A 22,376-nucleotide genomic window follows, 5' to 3' on the forward strand; every position below is an offset into this window, starting at 1 on the left:
TAAACAGCTCTCGGCAGCAGATACCAACCTTGCAGGCCGCGGCGACTTACCGGACATAAACATGCGATTCTGACTTAAAAGTTAGAATACAGACATAAAAAAAGCGCCCATGGGGCGCTTTTCAACATCCAATTATCGATTAAGCGTAAACGAAGTCTACGTGCTCAATCATTGGCTTGAATACGTGACGCTGCATAGCCTGGGCACGTACTTTAACTTCTTTACCGTCCAGAACTATAGTCAGATCGCTGGTATAGAAGTCTTCGTTGGTTTGGATGTTGATGATATCTTTGTGTTCAAACACGATAGCAACGGCTTCTTTGCCGGCGCCATAGATAACACCTGGAACTTTCCCGTCACGACGCAGGCGGCGGCTCGAACCTTTCCCAATCTCAGTGCGGGTTTGTGCTGGAATAGTGTAAGACATAATAATACTCTTTAAATAGTCAATAACTGGCAACTATTTTCGACCAATAGCTGCCTTCATATAAAGCGGGCGAATACTAGCACAAAGACAACAAAACAAACAAGTTGATTTGGCCTTTACAGGTAAAAGCAAAACCTACTTCCCCACTATCCTGCTGTTGCTCATCTGTAACATCTGTAATCATTACGAAAAGCCATTGCTTAGCAGAAGTTTTACCCTGATCGAGATCACAATTTTTCCATCCAGCTGCTGCTACCCTGCTTTCAGTAATCTGGTTTTATTACATGAAGCAGGCCGATGAACGCCAATCTGCAGCAACTGATACGGGATGATAGCCTGTGCTATAAACTAGCCGCGGAACTCCATTACCTGATCGAACATGCTCCCTTTCAACAAGAGAAGCTCGACCTGATTTTATTGGAGTTTCTCGCCTGTAATCAGCAGAAAAGCGGCCATCTGTTACACCTGATGCGTGCCTGCAGTTGTCCGGATCTTATCGAGCAATTGAGCTCAGATGCCCTTTTTTATGACAGACTCAACACCTTGGTCGCCGACTGGCAACAAACTCGCGAACTGTTACGTCTCAGATTCCAATTCAGCGAGTTGATGGCACTGCTGGAAGACAGAAAACCCCGCGAACAGAGCTTTATCCGCAGGGCAGAAACCGATCTTTCTATGGTAGAAAAACCTACCAACTGCGCACCGGCCCGCAGTCAATGTGGACAAATCCCGACTTCGGATAATAACCGACTCCCCCTAGTTTTAATGACAGGGCAGCCTCACGCAAAGTCTGAAGTTTAACACCGGGTATCGCGATATCCATCGCCATACCCCGCATATGGTAACTCTTCTTGGCTACACCGCTACTCTTACCGGCCAACATGGCGTTGGTTTTAGGCGAACGATAACCTGAAATCACGTGGATCTCTTCAGAAATCGACAACGTCTGCTGCAAATTGAACAGAAGATCGAACAGACGTTTATCCATGGGAGCCGCCAGGTTCTGCCTATGATCCCTAAGCAGATGGCTGAACTGAGACAGAGTGCTACTCTGATAATGACCGTCTTTCCAATAAGTCCCATCACCACGCTCCCCTGTATGGCGATTATAAAAACTCAGGTATCGACTACCTTTGGTAGACCGACTCGCCATCGCTTTTGAAGGAAGCATAGAAACCATTGCCGCGCCACCAAGACCCATCAACAACTGCCTACGGGCAGGACATACTACTGACACTTATTCACCTTGCACAAAAAACAACCACAAGGCGGCAAATTATACGGGATTAACGCCAAGGTCAAGCGCCGATTTGGCCCCAGCGCAGGTAAACTTTTCTCGGGGAGCAGGCGAAAAATGGGATAATTCCTTGTGCCATATTAAGTTAATGCGACAGGCTTAACGTTCGGTCAATGCGGCAAAAAAATCAGTTGATGATAATGCCGGTATACCTCAAGGGCCTAACAAATGCGCTTCACTCCCCGACCGCAGCTCTGGCTTGTTAGCCCATTCAGTATCCAATCTCGTCTGTGCCTCAGTAGCCACCTTAACCCCCGGGCTCAACTGATAGATGTCGCTGCGAAATTGCGCTCTTTCCCGCTCATCTATCCAGGCTGTCCAATAAACCAGATGAACAGGCAGGCGCTGTTCAAATGCAAACCATTGAGTGGTGTGATAATCACTCTGCATCCGTTGCCAGCTTCTCTTATCCCGTACCAGATTATTAGCCATCCAGGACGCCAACTCTTCCACCTTGTCGACCCGAATACAACCTGAAGATAGGGCGCGATTGGCCCTGGCAAACAGATGCTTGTCCGGTGTGTCATGCAGATAAACACTAAAGCCATTGCTGAAATGAAATTTGTAACGCCCCAGGGCATTATCGGCACCCGGTTGCTGCACCAACCGATAAGGGAAACGGCCTCTCGCCTCTTTTTGCCAGGCTTCGGCACTCTCTTCAACTTTATTGCCCTGATAATCATAGACATTGAAATGCCGCTGCTGCAGATATTCACCGTCTTTACGGATCTGCGGCAGTAAGTCGCGCCTCAATATGCCCCTTGGCACAGTCCAGGTTGGATTCAAAACAATGTTGGATATCTCACTGCTGAGCAGTGGGGTTTGACGATAAGGTTTACCGACTATGACCTTGGATCGTAGTTGCACCTGGTTGTCATCCACCAGAGTCAACTCAAACGCCGGGATATTCACCAACAGGTAACGCTTCCCCAACTGCTGTTTATAAACGGTGCGAGCGACGAAATTGCTGGCCAGCATGCGGGCACGTTGCAATGGTTCAGTATTGAGCCAACGCAGTGTATCTGGTCCTATGATGGCATCGGTTTTAAGCCCGTGGCGGGACTGAAACACTTCTACCGCCGAAGCCAACTGCGGTGAATAAACCTTGTTTTCTCCCGGAGTCTCCTCAAGATCGCCAAGCCAATATAAACGCCTGGCAATCGTCGGGATCAGCAGATGGCTATCACCTGGGCGTAACCAACCTCCGGGATCCAACCTAGGCCATTGATGCCGCTCTGCGAGCCAGATCAAATAGCGTATCCGGCTGCTGGTTGCCAGATAATCATCCCCCTGAGGTTCCAGCGCCAGCGCTCGGCTGAGCGAATCCGCATCAGAAGCTAGCGTGTTGAAGGCCAAAGGAACGCCGCGGCGCTTCCAGAAATACGCAATATCCTGTTCTATGCCCTCACGCAACTCCAGCTGTAGATTGAGATCACCACGGCTCATGGAACGTAAATCTTCGGCAAACTCTTGCCCTTCTGGCAGCAGAGCCAGCAACTGCAACTGATTATTCAGGGTCCTGAGCGCGGCATCATCGGCTTTCACTGTAAAGACCGCACTGCAGAGGAGCACAATGATCAGTAAAGGCATTAACACGCACTTTGTCATATCGGCCTCCCGGGACATAAACTCAATTATGGCAAATATGCGCTGTGATTCGATGATATTTTGCAAACAACGGGCTGAATAGCCGTTGATTAACATGGAGCATTAACAGGCAACTTATTATTAGCGATTGATAATTAACCAGTTATCAGCACAAGCCTGTGATTATAGAGCTTATTCTGATATAAAATCCTGCCAAAGTAGTAACAGGCAATATAATGAACAGACAAATGCTCATTCGGCAGATGGCCGAAAGACAACAGATCTCAAAGGCTCAGGCCAAAGTACAACTGCAACATATTCTCGCCAGCCTTACCCAGGCTCTCAGTGAAGGTGAAAAGGTTTATCTGCCGCAATTCGGCACTTTCGAACTCAGATACCACCTTCCCCGCAACGGTCGTAACCCACAAACAGGCGAACCCTTGGAGATTGCCGGCAGCAATCAGCCAAGCTTTAAAGCTTCCCCATCACTGAAACAGGCACTACAGCAAGATTAATCCGTTCTCGGGGCAGGATCTCTGCCCCTTCACAAAAGGCGATGCCTGTTTTCAGCCAAAGGTAACGATACTGACGCTTGTATCTGAAGTTTGGGCCGGGATTGGATCTGATATAAGTCAGCCGCCATTACGGACGTAAGCTTGGCTTGAAAACAAGTAATAAGTTTGCTTGGAGTGACTTTAAGGGAATTCAATGAGGAGGACTAAATTTGGAGGCGCGACCCGGAGTCGAACCGAGATCGACGGATTTGCAATCCGCAGCATAGCCATTCTGCCATCGCGCCTTCTTGGGATCACAGCATCTGAGTGCCATGTAAGATTGGAGCGACATATCGGGTTCGAACCGATGACCTGTACCTTGGCAAGGTACCGCTCTACCAACTGAGCTAATGTCGCATCACTTTTCTTGCTTTGTATTCAGAGCCAGCCCTGACTACGGATTGGCATTCTACGCTTTTAACCCCGACTGTCAACGAAGAATTAGTGCTTAACTGTTTGCTTGAACACTAAATAATCTTATCGAAACATTATTGTGCAACCAGGTACAAATTAGCGCCTTTTAACCGGCTATCAGATCCTTCCAGGCGGCCTTGATATAGCTGATCATCGACCAGAAGGTTAAGAAAGCCGCCACATACAGCAAGGCGTAAGCGGCATATATCATCCAATCACCCTGCTTCCAGATAAGGCCGATAATTGCCACCATCTGAGCAGCAGTCTTGTACTTGCCAATCCAGGATACCGCCACAGCACCGCGTTTACCTATCTCTGCCATCCACTCACGCAGTGCCGATATCACCAACTCACGTCCTATCATAAACATCGCCGGCAGGGTCAGCCAGATAGTGTTGTAATCTTCGACCAATAGCACCAAAGCCGTGGTCACCATTAGCTTATCGGCTACTGGGTCAAGGAAGGCGCCGAAACGAGTGGACTGCTCCAGTTTACGGGCCGCATACCCATCCAAGGCGTCAGTAATAGCTGCAAGCCAGAAAACAAATGCAGCAACAAACGGTGCCCAAGTGTACGGAAAGTAAAATACCAGAACAAAAACAGGCAGTAAGAACAACCTAAACCAGGTAAGGGCGATGGGTATATTAAACGGCATGATAAAACCAAATAATCAAAAGCAGCGCCAATCTTGCCTGATTTTTACTACCCCCGCAATGCATCGTGTATCGTTTGAGCCATTTCTGGACTGATCCCGGGCACTTTTGCCAGTTCTGCCACACTTGCCCCCTTCACTTGTTGTAATCCGCCCAGATATTGCAGCAAAGCCTTGCGTCTTTTCGGGCCAATCCCAGGAATAGACTCCAAGCTTGAGGTGTTGCGGGTCTTTTGACGTTTATTCCTATGACCGGTAATCGCAAACCTGTGGGATTCATCGCGAATATGTTGAATAAGATGCAGCGCCGGCGAATCATCCGGCAGTGAAAAGCTCTCTTCGGTATCACCGAAGATAAGGGTTTCCAACCCGGGTTTGCGGCTTTCACCTTTGGCGACCCCGATAAGCGTGGGTACGGCCTCTATTCCGACAAACTTCTCGTTGACCACTTCCTGAGCCATTCTGAGTTGTCCAAGGCCGCCATCGATAAACACGATATCCGGGATCTTACCTTGGGCACTGACCTTATCAAACCGGCGAGTCAAGGCTTGCTTCATCGCCGCATAATCATCTCCGGGAGTTATGTCCTTGATGTTGTAGCGCCGATACTCGCTCTTGTCTGGCCCTTCGCGATTGAACACCACGCAGGAGGCCACAGTGCTCTCCCCCATGGTATGACTGATATCAAAGCACTCCATACGTTTAATCGGGGTGCTTTGTTCAAGCGCCTCTTCAAGAAGAAGAAATCTTTGCTCCACCGTATTGCGGTGAGCCAGCTTGGTATTGACCGCATTGGTCGCATTGGTCTTGGCCAGACGCAGATAACCGGCTCTGTCGCCCCTGACCCGAGTGCGGATGGCCACTTTCTTGTTCAGCGCTTCCATCAACACCTGTTCCAACTCTTCCAACTCCTCGTAGCTGTCACTCAGGAGAATTTCCCGCGGGATAGTACGTTGAATATCGACGTTGAGATAAAACTGCAGCATAAAGGCTCTGAGTACCTCGGCCATTTCAGTCTGCGCCGGCACGCTAGGGTAATAACTGCGACTGCCAAAAATCTTGCCCTCGCGAATGAACAACAGGTGGAAACAAGCAACTCCTGAGGCGTAGTGCACCCCAATCACATCAAGGTCACCATGGCTGGATGATACTTCCTGCTGCTCGGCCACTCGTCTGAGCGCCATGATCTGATCCCGATAGCGTGCCGCCTGCTCGTAAGCCATAGACTCGGCCGCCAGTTCCATTTTCTTGACCAAGGCGCTGAGCACCTGCTGATCCTTGCCCTTGAGAAACAGGGTCGCCAACTTGACCTGCTCCTGATATTCCTCATCAGAGACCTTGCCGACACAAGGGGCACTGCAACGCTTGAGCTGGTACTGCAAACAGGGACGCGAGCGCGACTTGTAATAGAGATCGTCACACTGACGAATAGGAAACAGCTTCTGCATCAAATGCAGACTTTCACGCACCGCACCACCATTGGGATAAGGCCCGAAATACAGCCCTTTCTCCCGCTGTGGCCCCCTGTGATAGGCGAGCCTGGGATGCCGGTGCTGGCTCAATAAGATAAAGGGATAAGACTTGTCATCTCTTAGCAGCACATTGTATTTCGGCAAGTACTGCTTGATGTAATCATTTTCCAGTATCAGTGCTTCAGTTTCACTGTGAGTCAGTGTCACATCGATATTGGCGATATGGGACACCAGCGCCTGAGTTTTCACATTAGGGAGATTCTTGCGAAAATAAGATGCGAGCCGTTTCTTGAGATCTTTGGCCTTGCCCACATAAATCACGCTACCGCCGCTGTCGTACATACGATAGACGCCCGGTGCTGAGGTCAGATTTTTAAGAAAAAGCTTGGGATTGAATTCCTGCGGCATGAACCCACTCTATAAATAACGGCTGAAGAGATAAAGATTTCAGGGACAGAAAACAACAAAGAAAGAGGGAGCCGTGGCTCCCTATGTAAATCAGAACTGCCCGGTGTCGAGCATTTTATACCGAATCGCCAATCGGGTCAGCTCCACATCGCCGCTGATCCCCAGTTTGGCGAACAAGCGATAGCGGTAGCTGTTAACCGTCTTGGGACTGAGGTTCAACTGCTCGGAGATATCATTGACCTTCTCACCATTGGTGATCATCATCATGATCTGCAGTTCCCGCTCTGACAGCGACTTGAAGGGGTTCTCATCAGTCTGATCAAACTGGCTCAAGGCCATCTGCTGAGCAATTTCCGGTGACAAATATCGCTGACCGTGAGCAACTTGCCGAATGGCTTGAATCACCTCAGGCGGCTTGGCTCCCTTGGTCAAATAACCGGAAGCACCGGCTTGCATCACCTTGGTCGGGAAAGGATCCTCTGAGTGGATAGTCAATACTATGATTCTGGCATGAGGCTGATAACGCAGAATTTTCCGGGTAGCTTCAAGCCCCCCTATTCCGGGCATATTCATATCCATCAAAATCACATCGGCTTCATTCTGCCTGCTCCACTGCACAGCAGCTTCACCATCACCGGCTTCTCCTACAACTTTAATGCCTTTTTCATCTTCAAGGATCCGGCGGATCCCGGTTCTGACCAACTCATGGTCATCCACCAAATATACGGATATCAACTTCAACCCACCTTATTATTGTCGGCCTTATCGTGTAGCTCTGTTTCTTCGAAGCCTTTGGGATAATTTAGCCGATCTGCCAACAATAGAAAAGCGCAAGTTAACTTTATGATTATAAAAGAAACTCATTCGTATATCGGTACCAATTGTCATCAGTGTGCAACAATCTTGTTTTTTGTTGCCGAAGAATTTGCTTGCAAAGGCGATGACACACCACCCAAAACAGTGTCATATCCAGCTAAGCAAATGAAGTTCAATCCTCATCTATCAACATATGTAAGTTTCGGCCAACTCGTTTCAGATCTCTCAGGGCAGTTGCTTGTGTAGCCATACGCAGCGGCCTTTGCTGAACTTTGATGGTATTGTACAAAATATCCATGTCATCGCGCTTGGTATGGGTAAATTCGATAGTGCCATAAGGAGTCTTGAAGATACCCTTTCGCCCCGTAGTCATCACAGTAAGATAGCTGATAGGGATCTGCGAAATCACCCCGTATTCAGACAAAGCCGATTCCAGCGAAACATAGTTATACTCACCACGCCGCAGTGCACAGGCGATGTGCTCCACCGCATAACTATCTCGTCGGCTCAGCGCAAACAGGTATACACCGCGGCAGGGCCTTTCCAGGATCCCCTGCTTTATCAACCTCGACAGGCTTTGTTTGAATGCTTCCTGGGTATCATCGAAAAACACCCGCCTGAGATTCCCTTTGGTGTAAACATAGATACCTTGAAGGTCAAAACGATGTAGCCGTTGCAAAGCAGTACTGATATCCATAACGCCACCAAGTCAACTTAAAAGTTAATAATAGAATACCTAAGTGTCCACTTAATACCTATTGATAACTGACTTTGTCTGACTAAACGGCCCTATTTATCGCGCTGAACGTTGCAATCCTTTGCCAGGAACAGCCTAAATCAGCCTTTGAATAATGGCGCAGGAATCCGCCAGCGTAGATGCGCAGCAAAAACGATAGATATCCCAACCGACACCAGAAAGAATCCTGTTATTTGATGAGCAAGGCGCTATTGATGCTCACAAAGGCAAGAAAGCTATCCGCTATTAAATGGTTAAGAAAGGTGCAAACCAGTCTCAAAATAGCCCCAGGCTGAGGAGCATCATATTCAAATCTGCTTTCAGGACTTGTATCACAACCACTGTTACTCACTTTAAAGGCATTGATGCCTAATACATTTACGGCGTCATATCGAAGAAAACCACAAAATACGGTTGATTCGGCTACACTCAAAACTGAACTCACCACAGGTTTGATAAACTAGGTTTAATCGCTAAAAAAGCGCGATTTCAGCCTCTCTGCTTCAGGAGAACCTATCGATGAACTCCCCTTTTACCACCCATGGAGCCTTAAGCTGGCACGAGCTGACCGCCAGTGACTCCGAACAGGCGATGCGATTTTACGGTGAGATTTTTGGATGGAGTTTCAAAAAAATGCAGTTACCACAAGGCCCCTACCACATTATAGAAAATGACGGCATCAGCATAGGTGGCATCACTGACAGCCCGGCGCCGGCCATGCCAAGCAACTGGACCGGCTATATTACCGTGAAAGATGTCGACGCCGTCGCCATCAAGGCCAAAGAGTTAGGAGGCGATATTCTTTATGGTCCGGAAGATATTCCCCAAGTAGGCCGATTTTGCTGGATCAAGGATCCCTGCGGCGCCATTATCGCTGCCATCACTTACAACAGCACCAAAGGATAGGTAACGAACAGCAGCTATGGTTTGAGGTTTGAGGTTTGAGGTTTACGATGTTGACCCGCAACATCCCGAATATTTCCAAACTTGAATATCGCCCTTTTACGAATGAAATGTTCAGGGAAAAATTCTTGATTATTGCAGCTTTAATTAGCAATGTTTTCTTTTTGTATCATGCATGTATAAGGCCGGATAACAGAGATTATAGATTCAGAAGTGACTTACAAAGCATGCCGAATACGCGTTAGAATAACGCCAACTTTTTGCTGTAAACCTGCTTCAAGGGATCTCACACCGTTATGCCCAATGTGCTGACTCAGCTCTTTTCCCGCTTTCGCCGGGCACCACTCGCCATCAAGACAAGCGTCTATCTGCTCCTCGGGTATAGCCTCTACGCTCTGCTGCTTGGTGGGCTTGCTCCCTGGGTAATAAAGTCGCAAACCCCAAAGCAATTGCAACAGCTGCTCGGCCGTCAGGCCAGCCTGGGCGATATCAGCATCAACCCTTTCCTTCTCAGAGTCCGCCTGGATAATTTCGCCCTGCAGGAGAGCGACCCACAGCAAGTATTTATGTCTTTCACGCAGCTTGAGTTGGAGCTGGCATTTTGGCGCTCGCTGACCCAAGGGGCCATAGCCATAGATCACATCCACCTCGCTTATCCACAAGTGAAGCTGCAAAGGCTTGCGTCAAAGAATGGCCAAGCTCAATTCAACTTCAGCGATATACTCGCCCACCTTGAAGCCAAGCAAACACCGCAAGCCGAGGCTACAGAAGACGCCTCTGAACTGCCCAGAGTCATTGCCCGGGATATCCGGGTGACAGAGGGTAAGTTCGCTTATATGGATAAGATCGCCAATACAGAGCTCAGTTACGACAAGCTTAATTTCAGCCTGCAAGCTTTGGATACCAAGGCCTATAGCCTCAGCCTGCAGGAAGACGAAAACAAACCGGTACTGGCGAAAGATGCCAACCGCTATGCCCTGTCATTGACCGGCAGCGATAACGGACAATTGCAGACTCAAGGCCAGTTTCAGCTGCAGCCTCTCGAAATCACCGGCGAGCTGCAACTGGCCAAAATTTCCCTGCTGCCCTTCTGGCCGTTTGCCGATGGGCTTATTGCCGCCAAACTCAGTGACGGTGAACTCAGCTTCCAAAGCCAGTACCAGTTGAAACAGCAACAAGACCAACTGCATTACAGTACCCACAAGGGCCGGTTTATTCTGGAAAACCTGCTGTTCTCCGACCAACAGCAAGCCAGAGTCAAGCTGCCACTGTTGGCACTGGATAACATTCGGGTGGACGGCGACAACCAGAGTGTTAATGTCGACGAACTGGCGCTGCAAGGCCTGTGGGCCTATGCCCGCCTGGATAAGCAAGGCCTGGATCTGCAACAGCTCTTTATGCCCGCCATGCCTGCCACAAATGCCAAGCCGAATGACATAGCGGCCAAGGCGCAAGTGGAACCAGCACTAGCCCAACCAGAGGCGGCAGATGAAACCGAGGCGCTAAATAAAGCTACAGTGCAAGATAAGGCCACAGCGAAAGAAAAAGCCACAGTGCAAGATAAGGCCACAGCGCATACAGCCAAAGAGCCAAACAAAACTCTGGAGCAAGACAAACAATGGCTACTGAGTATTGGCAAAATCAGTCTCAAGGATACAGATCTCAATCTGTTTGAGCAGCAGCAAAGCAATGGTGTCCACTGGCGTGTTTACCCTTTGGATATCACCACAGGTCCTGTGCGTTCCGATCTCGAAGGAAACATAGACTACCAGGTGCAACTGGCACTGAGTTCTGATGCCCAAAAACAGCCAGAGACCAGCCAGGGCCAGTTCAGCTCCACCGGCGCAATAGATGCCAATGCACGTACTGTCAATGCCGAGCTGACGCTGACCGAGTTGGAGCTGCAACAGTTCCAGCCCTATCTGGCGCCCTACCTCAATATGCAACTTGAAAGCGGCAAGTTGAGCACTCAGGGCAAGTTCACTGCCAACGCCGAGGGTAAGGCCCATTTTCAAGGACAAGCCGCAATTGGCAAACTGCTTATCAAGGATGGATTGGCATTTGAGCCTCTGCTGAAATGGCAGAATATGACGATAGATGCGATGAACTTTGATTCCGAAGCAAACAGCCTGAAAATCAGCAATATATTGCTGGAACAGCCATACGCCAAGGTGATGATCACCGAAGATCAGCGCACTAATATCGGCGAGCTGATCCGCGCCGAACCACTTGGTGATAACTCAGCGGCTCAGTCGCAGGCAAAACAAAGCCAGGCAAACGAAGCGCCGCAGCAAACCGCCGCCAAGGAAAAAAACACCGCCAAGACTGCTGCAGATAAGGCATTTAAACTGGATATCGGCAGCATTGCCATCAAAAGCGGCTCGGCCTATTTTGCCGATAACTCCCTCACCCCTAACTTTGCTTCAGGTATCGAAGGGCTGGAAGGCAAGATAAGCCACCTATCCTCCACCCCGGGAACCAAGGCCAGTGTCGATATCAAGGGCAAGATAGACAAGTATGCTCCAGTCACCCTTAGAGGTGAAGTGAATCCGCTGCTGGAAAAACCCTATCTGGATCTGGATTTAGTATTCAAGAGTGTCGAGTTGACCTCGGTGAATCCCTATTCGGGCACCTATGCCGGTTACTACATAGACAAGGGCCAGCTGTCTTTGGCGCTCAACTATCAATTGGAAGACAACCAGCTGAAGGGAGACAATCATCTGGTGATAGATCAGCTCAAGCTGGGTAAACCCAGTGATTCCGATCTGGCCACCAGTTTGCCGATTACCTTGGCTATCGCCCTTTTGCAAGACAGACATGGGGTAATAGATCTTGGCTTACAGGTTTCAGGAGATCTCGACAGTCCAAGTTTCAGCTTCGGCAGCATAGTGATGACCGCCATCACCAACGTCATCACCAAGGCGGTCACCGCCCCCTTCTCTTTGCTGGCCGGTCTGGTTGGCAGCGATGAAGAGCTGAATCTGGTCGCTTTCCAACCCGGTATAGCCACGCTGGACGCTGACGCCGAAGATAAGCTGAGCAAGCTGGCCAAGGCGCTGGATGACCGACCCAAGCTACAATTGAGCATTGAAGGCGGCGTAGCATTGCGGGAAGACAGTGAGGCGCTGGCAGAACAAAAACTGCAGCAGCAACTGCTCAAGGCCAGCAAGCTTGCGGCCCTGCCGGACGAGCTGAGCGCCAGTCGCTTCCCTACCAAAGGTAAGCTTGCTGATACCCTGGTAGCGCTTTTTGAGCAGCAGCTCAAACAGGATGCCGATGCGGAAAAAGACAAAGTGAAGCAAAAGCTTGCCGAAAAAGCCGGCAGTGAAACAGTCGATGAAGACGCTCTGCTGACTGTATGGCATATGGGCCTTTACAACCAACTGCTCAGCGCCCAAGAGATAAGCAATAATGAGCTGGCCAATCTGGCTCAGGCCAGGGCCCAGGCCATCAAGGCCTTCCTGGTAGACAGTGCTGCCGTTGCCCCCGAAAGAGTCTTCCTGCTGGACAGCAAGACAGAGATGAAACAGGATGCTTCTCAGGCAATTTTGTCGCTGAATGCCGATTAACCAATAGCGATAACCCCGGAACCAGGCGCGCACGCGCGCCTTTTTACCCGGATCTGAGCTCAGACTTTCTTATCAGGGGATTACTTGTTGCGACACTTTTCCTGACGAGCCATCAGACTGGAAGTATCCCAGCGGTTACCGCCCATGGCCTGTACTTCACCGTAAAATTGATCGACCATGGCGGTCAGCGGCAGATGTGAGCCATTGCGTCTAGCTTCATTGAGGGCGATGCCCAAGTCTTTGCGCATCCAGTCCACCGCAAATCCAAAATCATACTCACCCTTCAGCATGGTCTTGTGACGATTTTCCATTTGCCAGCTCTGGGCCGCGCCTTTGCTGATCACCTCAACTACCTTCTCGCCATCTAGCCCGGCGCTCTTGGCAAAATGCATGGCTTCAGCCAAACCTTGTACCACCCCGGCGATGCAGATTTGATTGACCATCTTGGTCAACTGCCCAGCGCCAACATCTCCCAATAGTTCGGCGCAGCGGGCATAGGCAGCCATCACAGGTTTTACCCGCGAAAATACCGCCTCAGAGCCGCCGGCCATAATGGTCAACACTCCATTCTCGGCACCAGCCTGACCGCCGGAAACCGGCGCGTCCATAAAAGCGATGTCCTTCTCGGCCAGCAAAGCGGCCAACTCCCGCGCCACATCGCATGAGGCAGTGGTGTGATCGACAAAGATACTGCCCACAGCCATACCATGCACAGCGCCCTCTTCACCCAGTACGACCTGGCGTAAGTCATCATCATTGCCGACACAGGCAAAAACAATATCCTGTCCCTCGGCGGCTTGGGCCGGAGTCGCGCAGCAGCGCCCGCCAAACTCTGCCGCCCAGGCTTCAGCCTTGGAGAAAGTACGGTTATAAACAGTGACCTGGTGCCCCTGTTTTTGTAGATGCCCAGCCATGGGATATCCCATAACACCTAGACCGAGAAATGCGACATTCGCCATGATATTTCCTTGATTATTTATGCGCGGGAACAGATTGGCCCAATTGCCGACCATGCTGCAAAGCCTTTGGCGTAAAGCCAAGAGTGACAATTCAAGCCGATGTTTAAGCCGCATTTTGCCATGAGGCAGCATAAAGGAGAAGTTGATACGGGCAAACTCAGCATCCCGCATACAGAAAAGAGCCACGAATGTGGCTCTTGAAATCATCACTCAAGGATGAACGTGCGCTTCCATTTCCGCACCGATTTTCTTGCGCATCTCCATCAACTTGATTGCCGAGTCCCTAAGCTCTATGTCTCTTGCCGATGTCGGCTGCCATTCAGGCACAGGCGTTGGTTTACCTTCATCGTCTACCGCCACCATGATGACAATACAGTGAGTGGTCAACTGACGTTCTGAATCCTTGGGATCGCCGGCTCTGACATCCAAACCTATATGCATGGAGGTACTGCCGGTATAGATCACCTTGGCGCTCACCTCCACTATATTGCCCACATGTATGGGTTTGACAAACCTGATCCCCCCGGCGTAAACCGTGATGCAGTATTTACCACTCCAACCGGCCGCACAGGCATAGGCAGCCAAGTCAATCCACTTCATTACGGCGCCGCCATGTACCTTGCCGCCAAAGTTGACGTCTGCGGGCTCGGCCAAAAACCTCAGGGTTATTTGTCTCTCTGTTCCTGCCATGGGATCCTCTCATCAGGCTTGGCGGTCTGCTGACCGCACTTGGCTGAGAGTGTACGCGAAAATTTCGCGATCACCCAAACTTAGATACCAGGAAACTTCCGCCAATCACCAGAGGTAAAGCCAGCCGATAGATCCAAAGCTGCAATTTGCTGCTGATAAAACGGGACAAATGAAACAGTGAGTAAATTCCCATCCCCACCAGGAAGGTGCCCAGCACCTCTACCCCGGCCATCACATCGGCATCGCCGCCGGCATAAACCGCCGCTGTCAGTAAGGCAAACCAAAGCATGGTATAGGCGGCTATGGCCAAACTAAAAGTGCGAACACCAATCTCCATCGCTGGTTGCCACCGGCTGTTTTCACCCCGTACCAACTCGGTCAAATTGGCAGCAATCGCCCCAAGCATGGCCATAACAGGAAACATTGCAGGATTGAGCATAATGAAAACTCCAGAATTATTTGGCGGGATTCTGGCGCTATATTCAAAGAATGCCAATAGAGATGAACAAAGGTTAATTCTGGATTTAGCTTTAAAATATGACTAACTGATTTTAAAGATAAAAAAAGCGCCATCAGGCGCTTTTACAAGTGGTAACCTTAAACTCGCTTCAGTAGCAAGGAGCCATTGGTGCCACCGAACCCAAAAGAGTTACATAGCACATGCTCCACTTTGGCCTGACGCGCGGTATGGGCAACAAAGTCCAGATCGCAACCTTGGTCCGGGTTGTCCAAGTTGATGGTAGGCGGAACCACCTGATCTTTAAGAGCCAACGCGGAGAAAATGGTTTCCACTGCCCCGGCAGCACCGAGCAAATGCCCCGTCATTGATTTGGTGGAGCTCACCATCAGCTTGTAGGCATGATCGCCAAAGATAGACTTCACTGCCGCCGCTTCGGCCTTATCGCCTGCCGGCGTAGAAGTACCGTGAGCATTGATATAACCTATGCTTTCGGGGGCCAGGTTTGCATCTCTCAGCGCATTTTTCATGGCAGACGCAGCGCCGGCACCATCGGCTGGCGGCGAGGTCATATGGAAAGCATCGCCGCTCATACCAAAACCAACCAGCTCGGCATAAATCTTGGCACCGCGAGCCTTGGCGCGCTCATACTCTTCCAGGACTAACACCCCGGCGCCGTCACCGATAACAAAGCCGTCTCTGTCTTTATCCCATGGGCGACTAGCCGCCTGAGGGTCATCATTACGGGTAGACAAGGCCTTGGCTGCGGCAAAGCCACCGACGCCCAGAGGACAAGTGACATCTTCCGCGCCACCGGCCACCATCACATCGGCATCGCCATAAGCTATGGTACGGGCTGCGAAACCTATGTTGTGCACCCCAGTGGTACAGGCGGTTGTCACCGCAAAGTTAGGACCAGTCATGCCGTACATGATCGACAAATGACCGGCAATCATATTGATAATGGTGCTGGGCACAAAGAAGGGGGAAATTTTACGTGGGCCACCGGCCATCAAGGCGCTGTGGTTTTGTTCAATCAACCACATCCCCCCCATACCGGCGCCGATAGCGGTTCCGACTCGACTGGGATCTTCTTTATCCATCTCCAATCCGGAGTCACGCATGGCCTGAATGCCGGCAGCCATACCATACTGAATAAAGAGGTCCATCTTGCGGGCGTCTTTACGGGACAGATACTGCTCTACGTCAAAATCTTTGACTGAGCCTGAAAAACGGGTGCTGAATTCGCTGGCATCAAACTTGGTGATAGGCGCGATACCGCTCTGACCTGCCAGCAAGGCTTGCCAGGTGCTGTCCACTGTGTTGCCGACCGGGGTCACCAGACCCAGGCCAGTGATAACAACTCGACGTTTAGTCACTGTGTCCACCTTAGATTAACGGGTGAGTTACCATGATAGGCTAGGCTGTTGCAGCCTACCATTGCCTCCGGCCAGCAGCCGAATGGTCACAAGACACGATAATACATCGGCTGATACTGGTACAACCAGAAACTGACGGGGCGAAAACAAAAACAGGCGGCAATTATGCCGCCTGTTTTCTGGAATTCTGGATTACTGATTCTTGGAAACGTAATCGATCGCTGCCTGAACGGTAGTGATTTTCTCAGCTTCCTCATCAGGGATCTCGGTATCAAACTCTTCTTCCAGAGCCATAACCAACTCAACAGTGTCCAGAGAATCTGCACCCAGATCGTCTACGAAAGAAGCTGCTGGCTTAACGTCTTCTTCTTTAACGCCCAGTTGCTCTACGATGATTTTCTTTACACGTTCTTCGATGTTGCTCATTAGTTTTCTTTCCTATTCAAATTACGCACTTGCGTAAGATTGCGAGTAGTTTATTAGATTTGACCAACATTGCAAGCCTAGAATTTGTGGTCTAACCACGATTTTAAGCCCTCAATTGCTGCAGATCACCACCCAATTGCGACAGTATCCCTGCCATTCGCCCTTAAACCATATACATCCCGCCATTTACATGCAAGGTTTCCCCTGTGATGTAAGCAGCAGCATCAGAGGCCAAAAAGAGCACGGCGTTGGCAATTTCCTGTGCCTGACCCAAGCGCTCCATTGGAACCTGGGACATGATGGCCTGTTGCTGATCTTCTGTCAGCTCATCCGTCATATCTGTCTGGATAAAACCAGGAGCAATAGCATTAACTGTAATTTGACGAGATGCAACCTCTCTGGCGAGAGATTTTGTAAATCCGATCAAACCCGCTTTGGCCGCAGAGTAATTTACTTGGCCTGCATTGCCCATGGTACCTACCACAGAACCAATATTGATGATACGGCCATGACGTTTCTTCATCATTGAGCGCATCACTGGCTTGGATAACCTGAAAAGAGATGTCAGGTTGGTGTCCAGGATATCCTGCCACTCATCCTCTTTCATCCGCATCAATAAATTGTCACGGGTGATGCCAGCGTTGTTCACCAGAATATCAACATCGCCGGCTTTTTCTTTGATCGAGGCAAATAAATTTTCAACAGATTGTGGATCTGTGACATTCAGCACCAAACCCTGGCCCTTATCGCCCAAATAAGCCGAGATGGCTTCGGCGCCGCGCTCACTGGTTGCAGTACCGAATACTGTAGCACCGGCTTCGGCCAGAGTCGTTGCAATCGACTTGCCAATACCACGGCTGGCGCCAGTAACCAGGGCAATCTTGCCGGTTAAGTCTAATGTTACGCTCATGAAAAGCTCCTTATTCGATCAATGCAGCTAAAGAAGCGGCATCGTTGACTGCCTTGGCAGTAAGGGATTTGTTAATGCGTTTGCAAAGCCCGGTCAAGACTTTACCCGGACCCACCTCATAGAGCTCGGTGACGCCCATGGCAGCCATGGCTTCCACGGTTTCGGTCCAGCGCACAGGGCTGTATAGCTGACGAACCAAGGCATCACGGATATCAGCAGCATCTTGAGGCTGGGCGACATCCGCATTGTTGATTACGGGGATTTGCGGCTGGCTAAATTCGATATCACCCAGAGCAGTGGCCAATTTATCGCCAGCGGGCTTCATTAAAGCGCAATGGGAAGGCACGCTCACAGGCAAGGCAACCGCCATTTTGGCGCCTGCAGCCTTGCAGGCTGCGGCGGCGCGCTCAACTGCGTTTTTTTCACCGGCAATCACCACCTGGCCTGGGCTATTGTAATTAACCGGGCTAACCACAGCGCCTTCAGCACTGTCTTCACAGGCCTTGGCAATAGCGTCGTTATCCAGGCCTATGATGGCAAACATGGCGCCGGTTCCGGCAGGAACGGCTTGTTGCATCAACTGACCACGCAGCTCAACCAACTTAACGGCATCGGTAAACTTGAGCACCCCGGCACATACCAGCGCCGAGTATTCACCTAGGCTATGACCCGCCATCACGCTGGGCGCGGCTTTGCCGGCTGCTTGCCAGGCGCGATACAGAGCGACACTGGCACTCAGCAAGGCAGGCTGGGTCTTGTCAGTCTCGTTAAGAGTTTCGGCCGGACCTTGCTGGACAAGCTGCCACAAGTCGTAACCCAGCACTTCACTGGCTTCACGAAAAGTCTCGGTCACGACCGGATAGCCTTCGGCAAGATCAGCAAGCATGCCTACAGCCTGAGAACCTTGTCCCGGGAACACGAAAGCGAAATTTTCCATATTCATTTACCTATGATTGCAGGCAGCAAAGCTGATGCCGCTGCCCGAGTCTACTGATCTGCCCGGCAGATCAACTAGTATGCATTGAGACGTCCTACTCACTTGTGCGAAGCAAGTAGGCACTGAGTATCAGAAGCGAACCAAAGCGCTACCCCAGGCAAAACCGGCACCAAAGGCCTCAAGCAGCAGGAGTTGCCCGCGCTTGATGCGGCCATCGCGCACCGCTTCATCCAGTGCAATCGGCACTGAGGCAGCTGAAGTATTGCCATGTTTGGCCAGCGTCAGCACCACTTTATCAAGACTCATGTCCAATTTCTTGGCTGTGGCATTAATAATGCGGAAATTGGCCTGGTGTGGCACCAACCAATCTATTTCTGACTTGTCGACATTATTCAATCTCAGGGTTTCTGTCACCACATGGGATAACTGAGTGACGGCGACCTTGAAGACATCGTTGCCCTTCATGGTCATAAAGCCTACAGCCTCGGAGGTTTCTCCGGCTCTGGGCGGAAAGGCGCATTTGAGCAGTTCACCATGACGACCGTCGGCATAGATGTGGGTAGAGATGATCCCCGGTTCTTCACTGGCGCCCACCACGGCGGCACCGGCACCATCACCAAAGAGAATAATGGTGGTTCTGTCTTCCGGCTCACAGAGCCTGGAAAGCACATCGGCGCCTATTACCAGCACTTTCTTGGCCGCACCGGTTTTCACGAACTGATCGGCAACCGACAGCGCGTAGACAAAGCCGGAACAAGCGGCCGCGACATCAAATGCGGGGATGGTATGAACCCCCAACATGGCCTGCACTTCACAGGCAGCAGCCGGAAAAGCGTTTGCCGCACTTGTGGTGCCGCAGATAATCATATCGAGTTCGCCGGCTTCGATGCCTGCCATTTCAATGGCCTTCAACGCCGCCTGATAACCCATAGTGGCAACCGTTTCACTGGCATCAGCGATCCGACGCTCAGAAATACCCGTGCGCTCAACAATCCACTGGTCACTGGTTTCCACCATTTTTTCCAGATCCTGATTGCTACGCACCTGCGCCGGCAGATAACTGCCAGTTCCAAGAATTTTTGTATGCATAAGGAGAAATCAGCTGTTTATATCTAAAAGTATCGACTCGAGACGCTGCTTGATCATCTCTGGGAGTCGACGTCTTGCTTCAGTGACTGCCAAGCTAATCGCTTGTAAATAGGCAGTTTCATCCGCATTCCCATGGCTCTTGACGACTATTCCGCGCAATCCTATCAGACTTGCTCCATTATAGTGGTCGGGGTTCATCTGTTTGAGCACGCTTTGAATACTGGGAGCCAATAATTTGGCCAACATGCGTACAAAAAAGCCTCGGGTCAGCCCTTCCTTAAGCTGATGGATCAACAGTCTGGCAATGCCTTCTGAAGTTTTCAGGGTAATATTACCGACAAAACCGTCGCAGACAATCACATCGACTTTGCCGCGGTAAATCTCATCCCCTTCGATAAAACCTTGATAATTGATTTGAGGAGTATGTTGCAACAACTGGGCAGCCTGCTGCACCTGGTCGTTGCCTTTGATCTCTTCGCTGCCGACATTGAGCAGCGCGACCTTGGGTCTGGGTTGTTTGGTCACGGCTTCGCAGAGCACTGAACCCATGACGGAAAACTGGAACAAAGTATCTGAATCACAAGACACATTGGCCCCGAGATCCAGTAGATAGACTGGCTTATGGTTGATGGTGGGAAGACAACTGACCAACGCGGGTCTGTCTATGCCCGGCAGCGTCTTTAGTACCACCTTGGCCATCGCCATCAGCGCGCCGGTGTTACCTGCGCTGACACACGCCTGAGCCTCACCTTTATGCACAGCATCCAGCGCCCGACGCATGGAACTGTCACGCCGACAACGCAAAGCATGCACTGGCCTGTCAGACATACTGACCACTTCAGTGGTATGTCTAAGTTCAATTCTATCGGTAATGTCTTGCCCGCATTGGGCCAGGTATGGTTGTATCTGGTCTTGATCACCAACCAGAATAAACCTGAGATCTGGATATAATTTAAGTGCCTGCAGGGCTGCAGGCACAGTCACGTGGGGGCCATGGTCGCCACCCATCGCATCTAACGCAAGCGTCAGACTCGTCATAAGACAATCAACAACTTACTTGTTGATTACCTTTTTGCCACGGTAGAAACCGTCAGCAGTCACATTGTGACGACGATGCAGTTCACCGCTGGTAGCGTCTACAGACAGCTGAGCAGTGCTCAGTGCATCGTGTGAACGGCGCATACCGCGCTTTGAACGAGATTTTTTATTCTGTTGTACAGCCATTGATCTGTCTCCTGGATTACTTGCTCTTCAGTTTTTCTAACACTGCAAACGGATTTGGACGCTCCTCTTGAGCGGCTTCAATCTCGCCTATGGCCACATCCTTGGAACCTGTATAACATTTATCTATGTCATGGGTCGGTATCAAGGGCATAGCCAGTATCAATTCATCTTCAATCAATTGATGCAGACGAACTTCGCCAATTTCATTGTACTCAATAGGGTCATACGCATCCGGGAGCTCATCGATTTCAGCTTCATTCCGGCAAGGACTGAAACTAAACTCGACCGTAACCTCTGTGGTAAATAGTGTCATGCAGCGTTGACATAGCAGAGTGAGCTCCGTCACAGCCTTCCCTTTCAGGTAGACTATCCCCTGTAAATCCACACCACACTCAATTGACACTGTCACATCGGAACAGTCGCCGGCACATAATTCATTCAATCGCTTCAGTTGCGTACCAGGAACAACACCTTGATAGCTAAGGCGACTGGTCGCAGCACGAATGGGATCAATTGAAACCGGTATCTTTACTGTTTGCATAAGGCGCGCATATTATAGTTTGAAACCGCCGGAGTCAAAGGAAAAATGATGATGTGGCTCGCAAAGGAAATAAAACCTGTGCAGTCCTCGCCATCATAGGCCTGTTCCAACGGGTTCGAAATTGACGGACGCCGAATTCTACCCAAGCACAGGACTCTTCACAAGCCGTTGCCGCGCAAAATAAAGCCAGTCATCTCATCTCAAAGCCACTCTTGCCAGGCATTGGCAAATTTGGCGACAATATCCGGCTCTCACAACGCTTTGGAACCCAAGATATGACCCACCAAGATGACAATACCAAGGCTGCGGTTTCCCCCACAGAACCTCAGTTGATTTTAGCCTCAACCTCAAGCTATCGAAAGGCACTATTGGCAAAATTAGGTTTGGCGTTTGAGTGTGTGGCTCCCGAAGTAGATGAAACGCCCCGGCCTGATGAAACCGCCTTTGATTTGGTCAGACGTCTGGCAGCAGTCAAAGCACAGGCCGGGGCAAAGCAACTAAGCAACGCACTGGTGATAGGTTCAGATCAGGTTGCCGTGATTGATGGTCAAATCGTCGGCAAGCCACTGACTGAAGAGAAAGCCTGCCAGCAATTGCAGGCCGCCTCGGGGAAAAGTATTACCTTTTATACCGGGCTGGCACTCTATGACAGCCGCAGCGACCGAACTCAAGTGGAAGTCGAACCTTTCATTGTGCATTTCAGAAACCTGAGCCAAGATGAAATCGTCGATTATGTTCGCCGCGAGCAACCACTCTGGTGTGCCGGCAGCTTTAAGTGTGAAGGCTTGGGCATCGCCCTGTTCCGAGCCCTCGAAGGACGGGATCCCAACACACTAATAGGTTTACCCTTAATCCTGCTTATCGAAATGCTCTCCCGTCAGGGGATTAAAGTATTGGGAGATACTGCATCGTCCGGAAGCTAAAGCATT

22 protein-coding genes, 2 tRNA genes and 1 pseudogene are annotated in these 22,376 nt (G+C 50.4%); 5 read left to right on the top strand and 20 right to left on the bottom strand.

The genetic code is table 11. The features are described from left to right. Positions 1–139: 139 nt before the first annotated feature. On the bottom strand, positions 140–427 hold the full coding sequence (gene rplY / locus RC73_RS03235; protein ID WP_039033277.1) for a 50S ribosomal protein L25: 288 nt from the start codon (positions 425–427) through the stop codon (positions 140–142). Between the two features lie 297 nt (positions 428–724). Here rplY and RC73_RS20900 point away from each other — a divergent pair, with 297 nt between their 5' ends. Continuing rightward, a complete protein-coding gene (locus RC73_RS20900; protein ID WP_039033278.1) occupies positions 725–1,228 on the top strand; it encodes a hypothetical protein in 504 nt (167 codons plus the stop codon). On the opposite strand, the gene RC73_RS20010 is transcribed toward RC73_RS20900, so the two are convergent. Then, complete coding sequence (locus RC73_RS20010) at positions 1,116–1,664, bottom strand: DUF882 domain-containing protein (protein WP_082014233.1); 549 nt, start codon at positions 1,662–1,664, stop codon at positions 1,116–1,118. The two genes, RC73_RS20900 and RC73_RS20010, sit on opposite strands and share 113 nt — an antisense overlap. A gap of 213 nt (positions 1,665–1,877) precedes the next feature. Further along, a complete protein-coding gene (locus RC73_RS03245; protein WP_082014235.1) occupies positions 1,878–3,332 on the bottom strand; it encodes a L,D-transpeptidase family protein in 1,455 nt (484 codons plus the stop codon). 203 nt (positions 3,333–3,535) lie between these two features. On the opposite strand from RC73_RS03245, the pseudogene RC73_RS03250 reads away from it, so the two are divergent. Then, positions 3,536–3,826: pseudogene (locus RC73_RS03250) on the top strand (HU family DNA-binding protein); the annotation flags it as partial. 210 nt (positions 3,827–4,036) lie between these two features. On the opposite strand, the gene RC73_RS03255 reads toward RC73_RS03250, so the two are convergent. From RC73_RS03255 to abiEi, 6 genes are all read right to left on the bottom strand, one after another. After that, positions 4,037–4,110 (bottom strand) — tRNA-Cys (locus tag RC73_RS03255). A 36-nt stretch (positions 4,111–4,146) separates the two neighbouring features. Then, positions 4,147–4,222 (bottom strand) — tRNA-Gly (locus RC73_RS03260). A 163-nt stretch (positions 4,223–4,385) separates the two neighbouring features. Next, positions 4,386–4,934: a CDP-diacylglycerol--glycerol-3-phosphate 3-phosphatidyltransferase gene (gene pgsA / locus RC73_RS03265; RefSeq protein ID WP_039033280.1), complete on the bottom strand. Its 549-nt coding sequence runs from the start codon at positions 4,932–4,934 to the stop codon at positions 4,386–4,388. Between the two features lie 47 nt (positions 4,935–4,981). Then, positions 4,982–6,811: an excinuclease ABC subunit UvrC gene (uvrC, locus tag RC73_RS03270; protein ID WP_039033281.1), complete on the bottom strand. Its 1,830-nt coding sequence runs from the start codon at positions 6,809–6,811 to the stop codon at positions 4,982–4,984. A 90-nt stretch (positions 6,812–6,901) separates the two neighbouring features. Beyond that, positions 6,902–7,546, bottom strand: a complete 645-nt coding sequence (uvrY, locus tag RC73_RS03275; RefSeq protein WP_025009635.1) for a UvrY/SirA/GacA family response regulator transcription factor — start codon at positions 7,544–7,546, stop codon at positions 6,902–6,904. A gap of 253 nt (positions 7,547–7,799) precedes the next feature. Beyond that, positions 7,800–8,324, bottom strand: coding sequence for a type IV toxin-antitoxin system AbiEi family antitoxin (gene abiEi, locus RC73_RS03280; protein WP_039033282.1), 525 nt, complete (start codon positions 8,322–8,324; stop codon positions 7,800–7,802). Between the two features lie 558 nt (positions 8,325–8,882). Between abiEi and RC73_RS03285 the strand changes: the two genes are divergently transcribed. Both RC73_RS03285 and RC73_RS03290 read left to right on the top strand, forming a co-directional pair. Beyond that, positions 8,883–9,269 carry a VOC family protein gene (locus RC73_RS03285; RefSeq protein WP_039033283.1) on the top strand — a complete coding sequence of 129 codons (387 nt, stop codon included), beginning with the start codon at positions 8,883–8,885 and terminating at the stop codon, positions 9,267–9,269. Between the two features lie 293 nt (positions 9,270–9,562). After that, positions 9,563–12,835 carry a DUF748 domain-containing protein gene (locus tag RC73_RS03290; RefSeq protein ID WP_052247965.1) on the top strand — a complete coding sequence of 1,091 codons (3,273 nt, stop codon included), beginning with the start codon at positions 9,563–9,565 and terminating at the stop codon, positions 12,833–12,835. Positions 12,836–12,915: 80 nt separating this feature from the next. Here RC73_RS03290 and RC73_RS03295 read toward each other — a convergent pair whose 3' ends face one another. The 11 genes from RC73_RS03295 to yceD form a co-directional block, all read right to left on the bottom strand. Then, positions 12,916–13,794, bottom strand: a complete 879-nt coding sequence (locus RC73_RS03295; protein WP_039033329.1) for an NAD(P)-dependent oxidoreductase — start codon at positions 13,792–13,794, stop codon at positions 12,916–12,918. A 210-nt stretch (positions 13,795–14,004) separates the two neighbouring features. Next, positions 14,005–14,484: an acyl-CoA thioesterase gene (locus RC73_RS03300; RefSeq protein WP_039033284.1), complete on the bottom strand. Its 480-nt coding sequence runs from the start codon at positions 14,482–14,484 to the stop codon at positions 14,005–14,007. A gap of 70 nt (positions 14,485–14,554) precedes the next feature. Then, complete coding sequence (locus tag RC73_RS03305; protein ID WP_039033285.1) at positions 14,555–14,923, bottom strand: hypothetical protein; 369 nt, start codon at positions 14,921–14,923, stop codon at positions 14,555–14,557. A 158-nt stretch (positions 14,924–15,081) separates the two neighbouring features. Continuing rightward, on the bottom strand, positions 15,082–16,320 hold the full coding sequence (gene fabF / locus RC73_RS03310; RefSeq protein ID WP_039033286.1) for a beta-ketoacyl-ACP synthase II: 1,239 nt from the start codon (positions 16,318–16,320) through the stop codon (positions 15,082–15,084). Positions 16,321–16,512: 192 nt separating this feature from the next. Continuing rightward, on the bottom strand, positions 16,513–16,746 hold the full coding sequence (gene acpP, locus RC73_RS03315; RefSeq protein ID WP_006081231.1) for an acyl carrier protein: 234 nt from the start codon (positions 16,744–16,746) through the stop codon (positions 16,513–16,515). Positions 16,747–16,909: 163 nt separating this feature from the next. Further along, positions 16,910–17,656: a 3-oxoacyl-ACP reductase FabG gene (gene fabG, locus RC73_RS03320; RefSeq protein WP_039033287.1), complete on the bottom strand. Its 747-nt coding sequence runs from the start codon at positions 17,654–17,656 to the stop codon at positions 16,910–16,912. Positions 17,657–17,666: 10 nt separating this feature from the next. Continuing rightward, a complete protein-coding gene (fabD, locus tag RC73_RS03325) occupies positions 17,667–18,593 on the bottom strand; it encodes an ACP S-malonyltransferase (RefSeq protein ID WP_039033330.1) in 927 nt (308 codons plus the stop codon). 129 nt (positions 18,594–18,722) lie between these two features. Then, positions 18,723–19,682 carry a beta-ketoacyl-ACP synthase III gene (locus RC73_RS20440; RefSeq protein WP_039033288.1) on the bottom strand — a complete coding sequence of 320 codons (960 nt, stop codon included), beginning with the start codon at positions 19,680–19,682 and terminating at the stop codon, positions 18,723–18,725. 9 nt (positions 19,683–19,691) lie between these two features. After that, on the bottom strand, positions 19,692–20,720 hold the full coding sequence (gene plsX, locus RC73_RS20445) for a phosphate acyltransferase PlsX (protein ID WP_039033289.1): 1,029 nt from the start codon (positions 20,718–20,720) through the stop codon (positions 19,692–19,694). A gap of 15 nt (positions 20,721–20,735) precedes the next feature. Then, positions 20,736–20,906, bottom strand: a complete 171-nt coding sequence (gene rpmF, locus RC73_RS03340; protein WP_025009546.1) for a 50S ribosomal protein L32 — start codon at positions 20,904–20,906, stop codon at positions 20,736–20,738. Positions 20,907–20,922: 16 nt separating this feature from the next. Further along, positions 20,923–21,447: a 23S rRNA accumulation protein YceD gene (gene yceD / locus RC73_RS03345; protein WP_039033290.1), complete on the bottom strand. Its 525-nt coding sequence runs from the start codon at positions 21,445–21,447 to the stop codon at positions 20,923–20,925. Positions 21,448–21,722: 275 nt separating this feature from the next. Here yceD and RC73_RS03350 point away from each other — a divergent pair, with 275 nt between their 5' ends. Beyond that, the gene (locus tag RC73_RS03350) at positions 21,723–22,370 is read left to right on the top strand and encodes a Maf family protein (RefSeq protein WP_052247969.1); all 648 of its coding nucleotides are present in this window, start codon (positions 21,723–21,725) and stop codon (positions 22,368–22,370) included. Positions 22,371–22,376 lie beyond the last annotated feature (6 nt).

The organism is Shewanella sp. ECSMB14102 (assembly GCF_000813075.1).
GTDB classification, from domain to species: Bacteria; Pseudomonadota; Gammaproteobacteria; order Enterobacterales; family Shewanellaceae; genus Shewanella; species Shewanella indica.

Excerpts from the sequence above, each read along its gene's own strand:
- RC73_RS03295 (WP_039033329.1), bottom strand. The coding sequence starts at position 13,794 with ATGGCGAATGTCGCATTTCTCGGTCTAGGTGTTATGGGATATCCCATG.
- RC73_RS20440 (WP_039033288.1), bottom strand. The coding sequence starts at position 19,682 with ATGCATACAAAAATTCTTGGAACTGGCAGTTATCTGCCGGCGCAGGTG.
- RC73_RS03285 (WP_039033283.1), top strand. The coding sequence starts at position 8,883 with ATGAACTCCCCTTTTACCACCCATGGAGCCTTAAGCTGGCACGAGCTG.
- RC73_RS20900 (WP_039033278.1), top strand. The coding sequence starts at position 725 with ATGAACGCCAATCTGCAGCAACTGATACGGGATGATAGCCTGTGCTAT.
- fabD (WP_039033330.1), bottom strand. The coding sequence starts at position 18,593 with ATGGAAAATTTCGCTTTCGTGTTCCCGGGACAAGGTTCTCAGGCTGTA.
- pgsA (WP_039033280.1), bottom strand. The coding sequence starts at position 4,934 with ATGCCGTTTAATATACCCATCGCCCTTACCTGGTTTAGGTTGTTCTTA.
- rpmF (WP_025009546.1), bottom strand. The coding sequence starts at position 20,906 with ATGGCTGTACAACAGAATAAAAAATCTCGTTCAAAGCGCGGTATGCGC.
- abiEi (WP_039033282.1), bottom strand. The coding sequence starts at position 8,324 with ATGGATATCAGTACTGCTTTGCAACGGCTACATCGTTTTGACCTTCAA.
- RC73_RS03245 (WP_082014235.1), bottom strand. The coding sequence starts at position 3,332 with ATGACAAAGTGCGTGTTAATGCCTTTACTGATCATTGTGCTCCTCTGC.
- acpP (WP_006081231.1), bottom strand. The coding sequence starts at position 16,746 with ATGAGCAACATCGAAGAACGTGTAAAGAAAATCATCGTAGAGCAACTG.
- RC73_RS03305 (WP_039033285.1), bottom strand. The coding sequence starts at position 14,923 with ATGCTCAATCCTGCAATGTTTCCTGTTATGGCCATGCTTGGGGCGATT.
- RC73_RS03290 (WP_052247965.1), top strand. The coding sequence starts at position 9,563 with ATGCCCAATGTGCTGACTCAGCTCTTTTCCCGCTTTCGCCGGGCACCA.
- RC73_RS03300 (WP_039033284.1), bottom strand. The coding sequence starts at position 14,484 with ATGGCAGGAACAGAGAGACAAATAACCCTGAGGTTTTTGGCCGAGCCC.
- fabG (WP_039033287.1), bottom strand. The coding sequence starts at position 17,656 with ATGAGCGTAACATTAGACTTAACCGGCAAGATTGCCCTGGTTACTGGC.
- yceD (WP_039033290.1), bottom strand. The coding sequence starts at position 21,447 with ATGCAAACAGTAAAGATACCGGTTTCAATTGATCCCATTCGTGCTGCG.
- uvrC (WP_039033281.1), bottom strand. The coding sequence starts at position 6,811 with ATGCCGCAGGAATTCAATCCCAAGCTTTTTCTTAAAAATCTGACCTCA.
- plsX (WP_039033289.1), bottom strand. The coding sequence starts at position 20,720 with ATGACGAGTCTGACGCTTGCGTTAGATGCGATGGGTGGCGACCATGGC.
- rplY (WP_039033277.1), bottom strand. The coding sequence starts at position 427 with ATGTCTTACACTATTCCAGCACAAACCCGCACTGAGATTGGGAAAGGT.
- RC73_RS03350 (WP_052247969.1), top strand. The coding sequence starts at position 21,723 with ATGACCCACCAAGATGACAATACCAAGGCTGCGGTTTCCCCCACAGAA.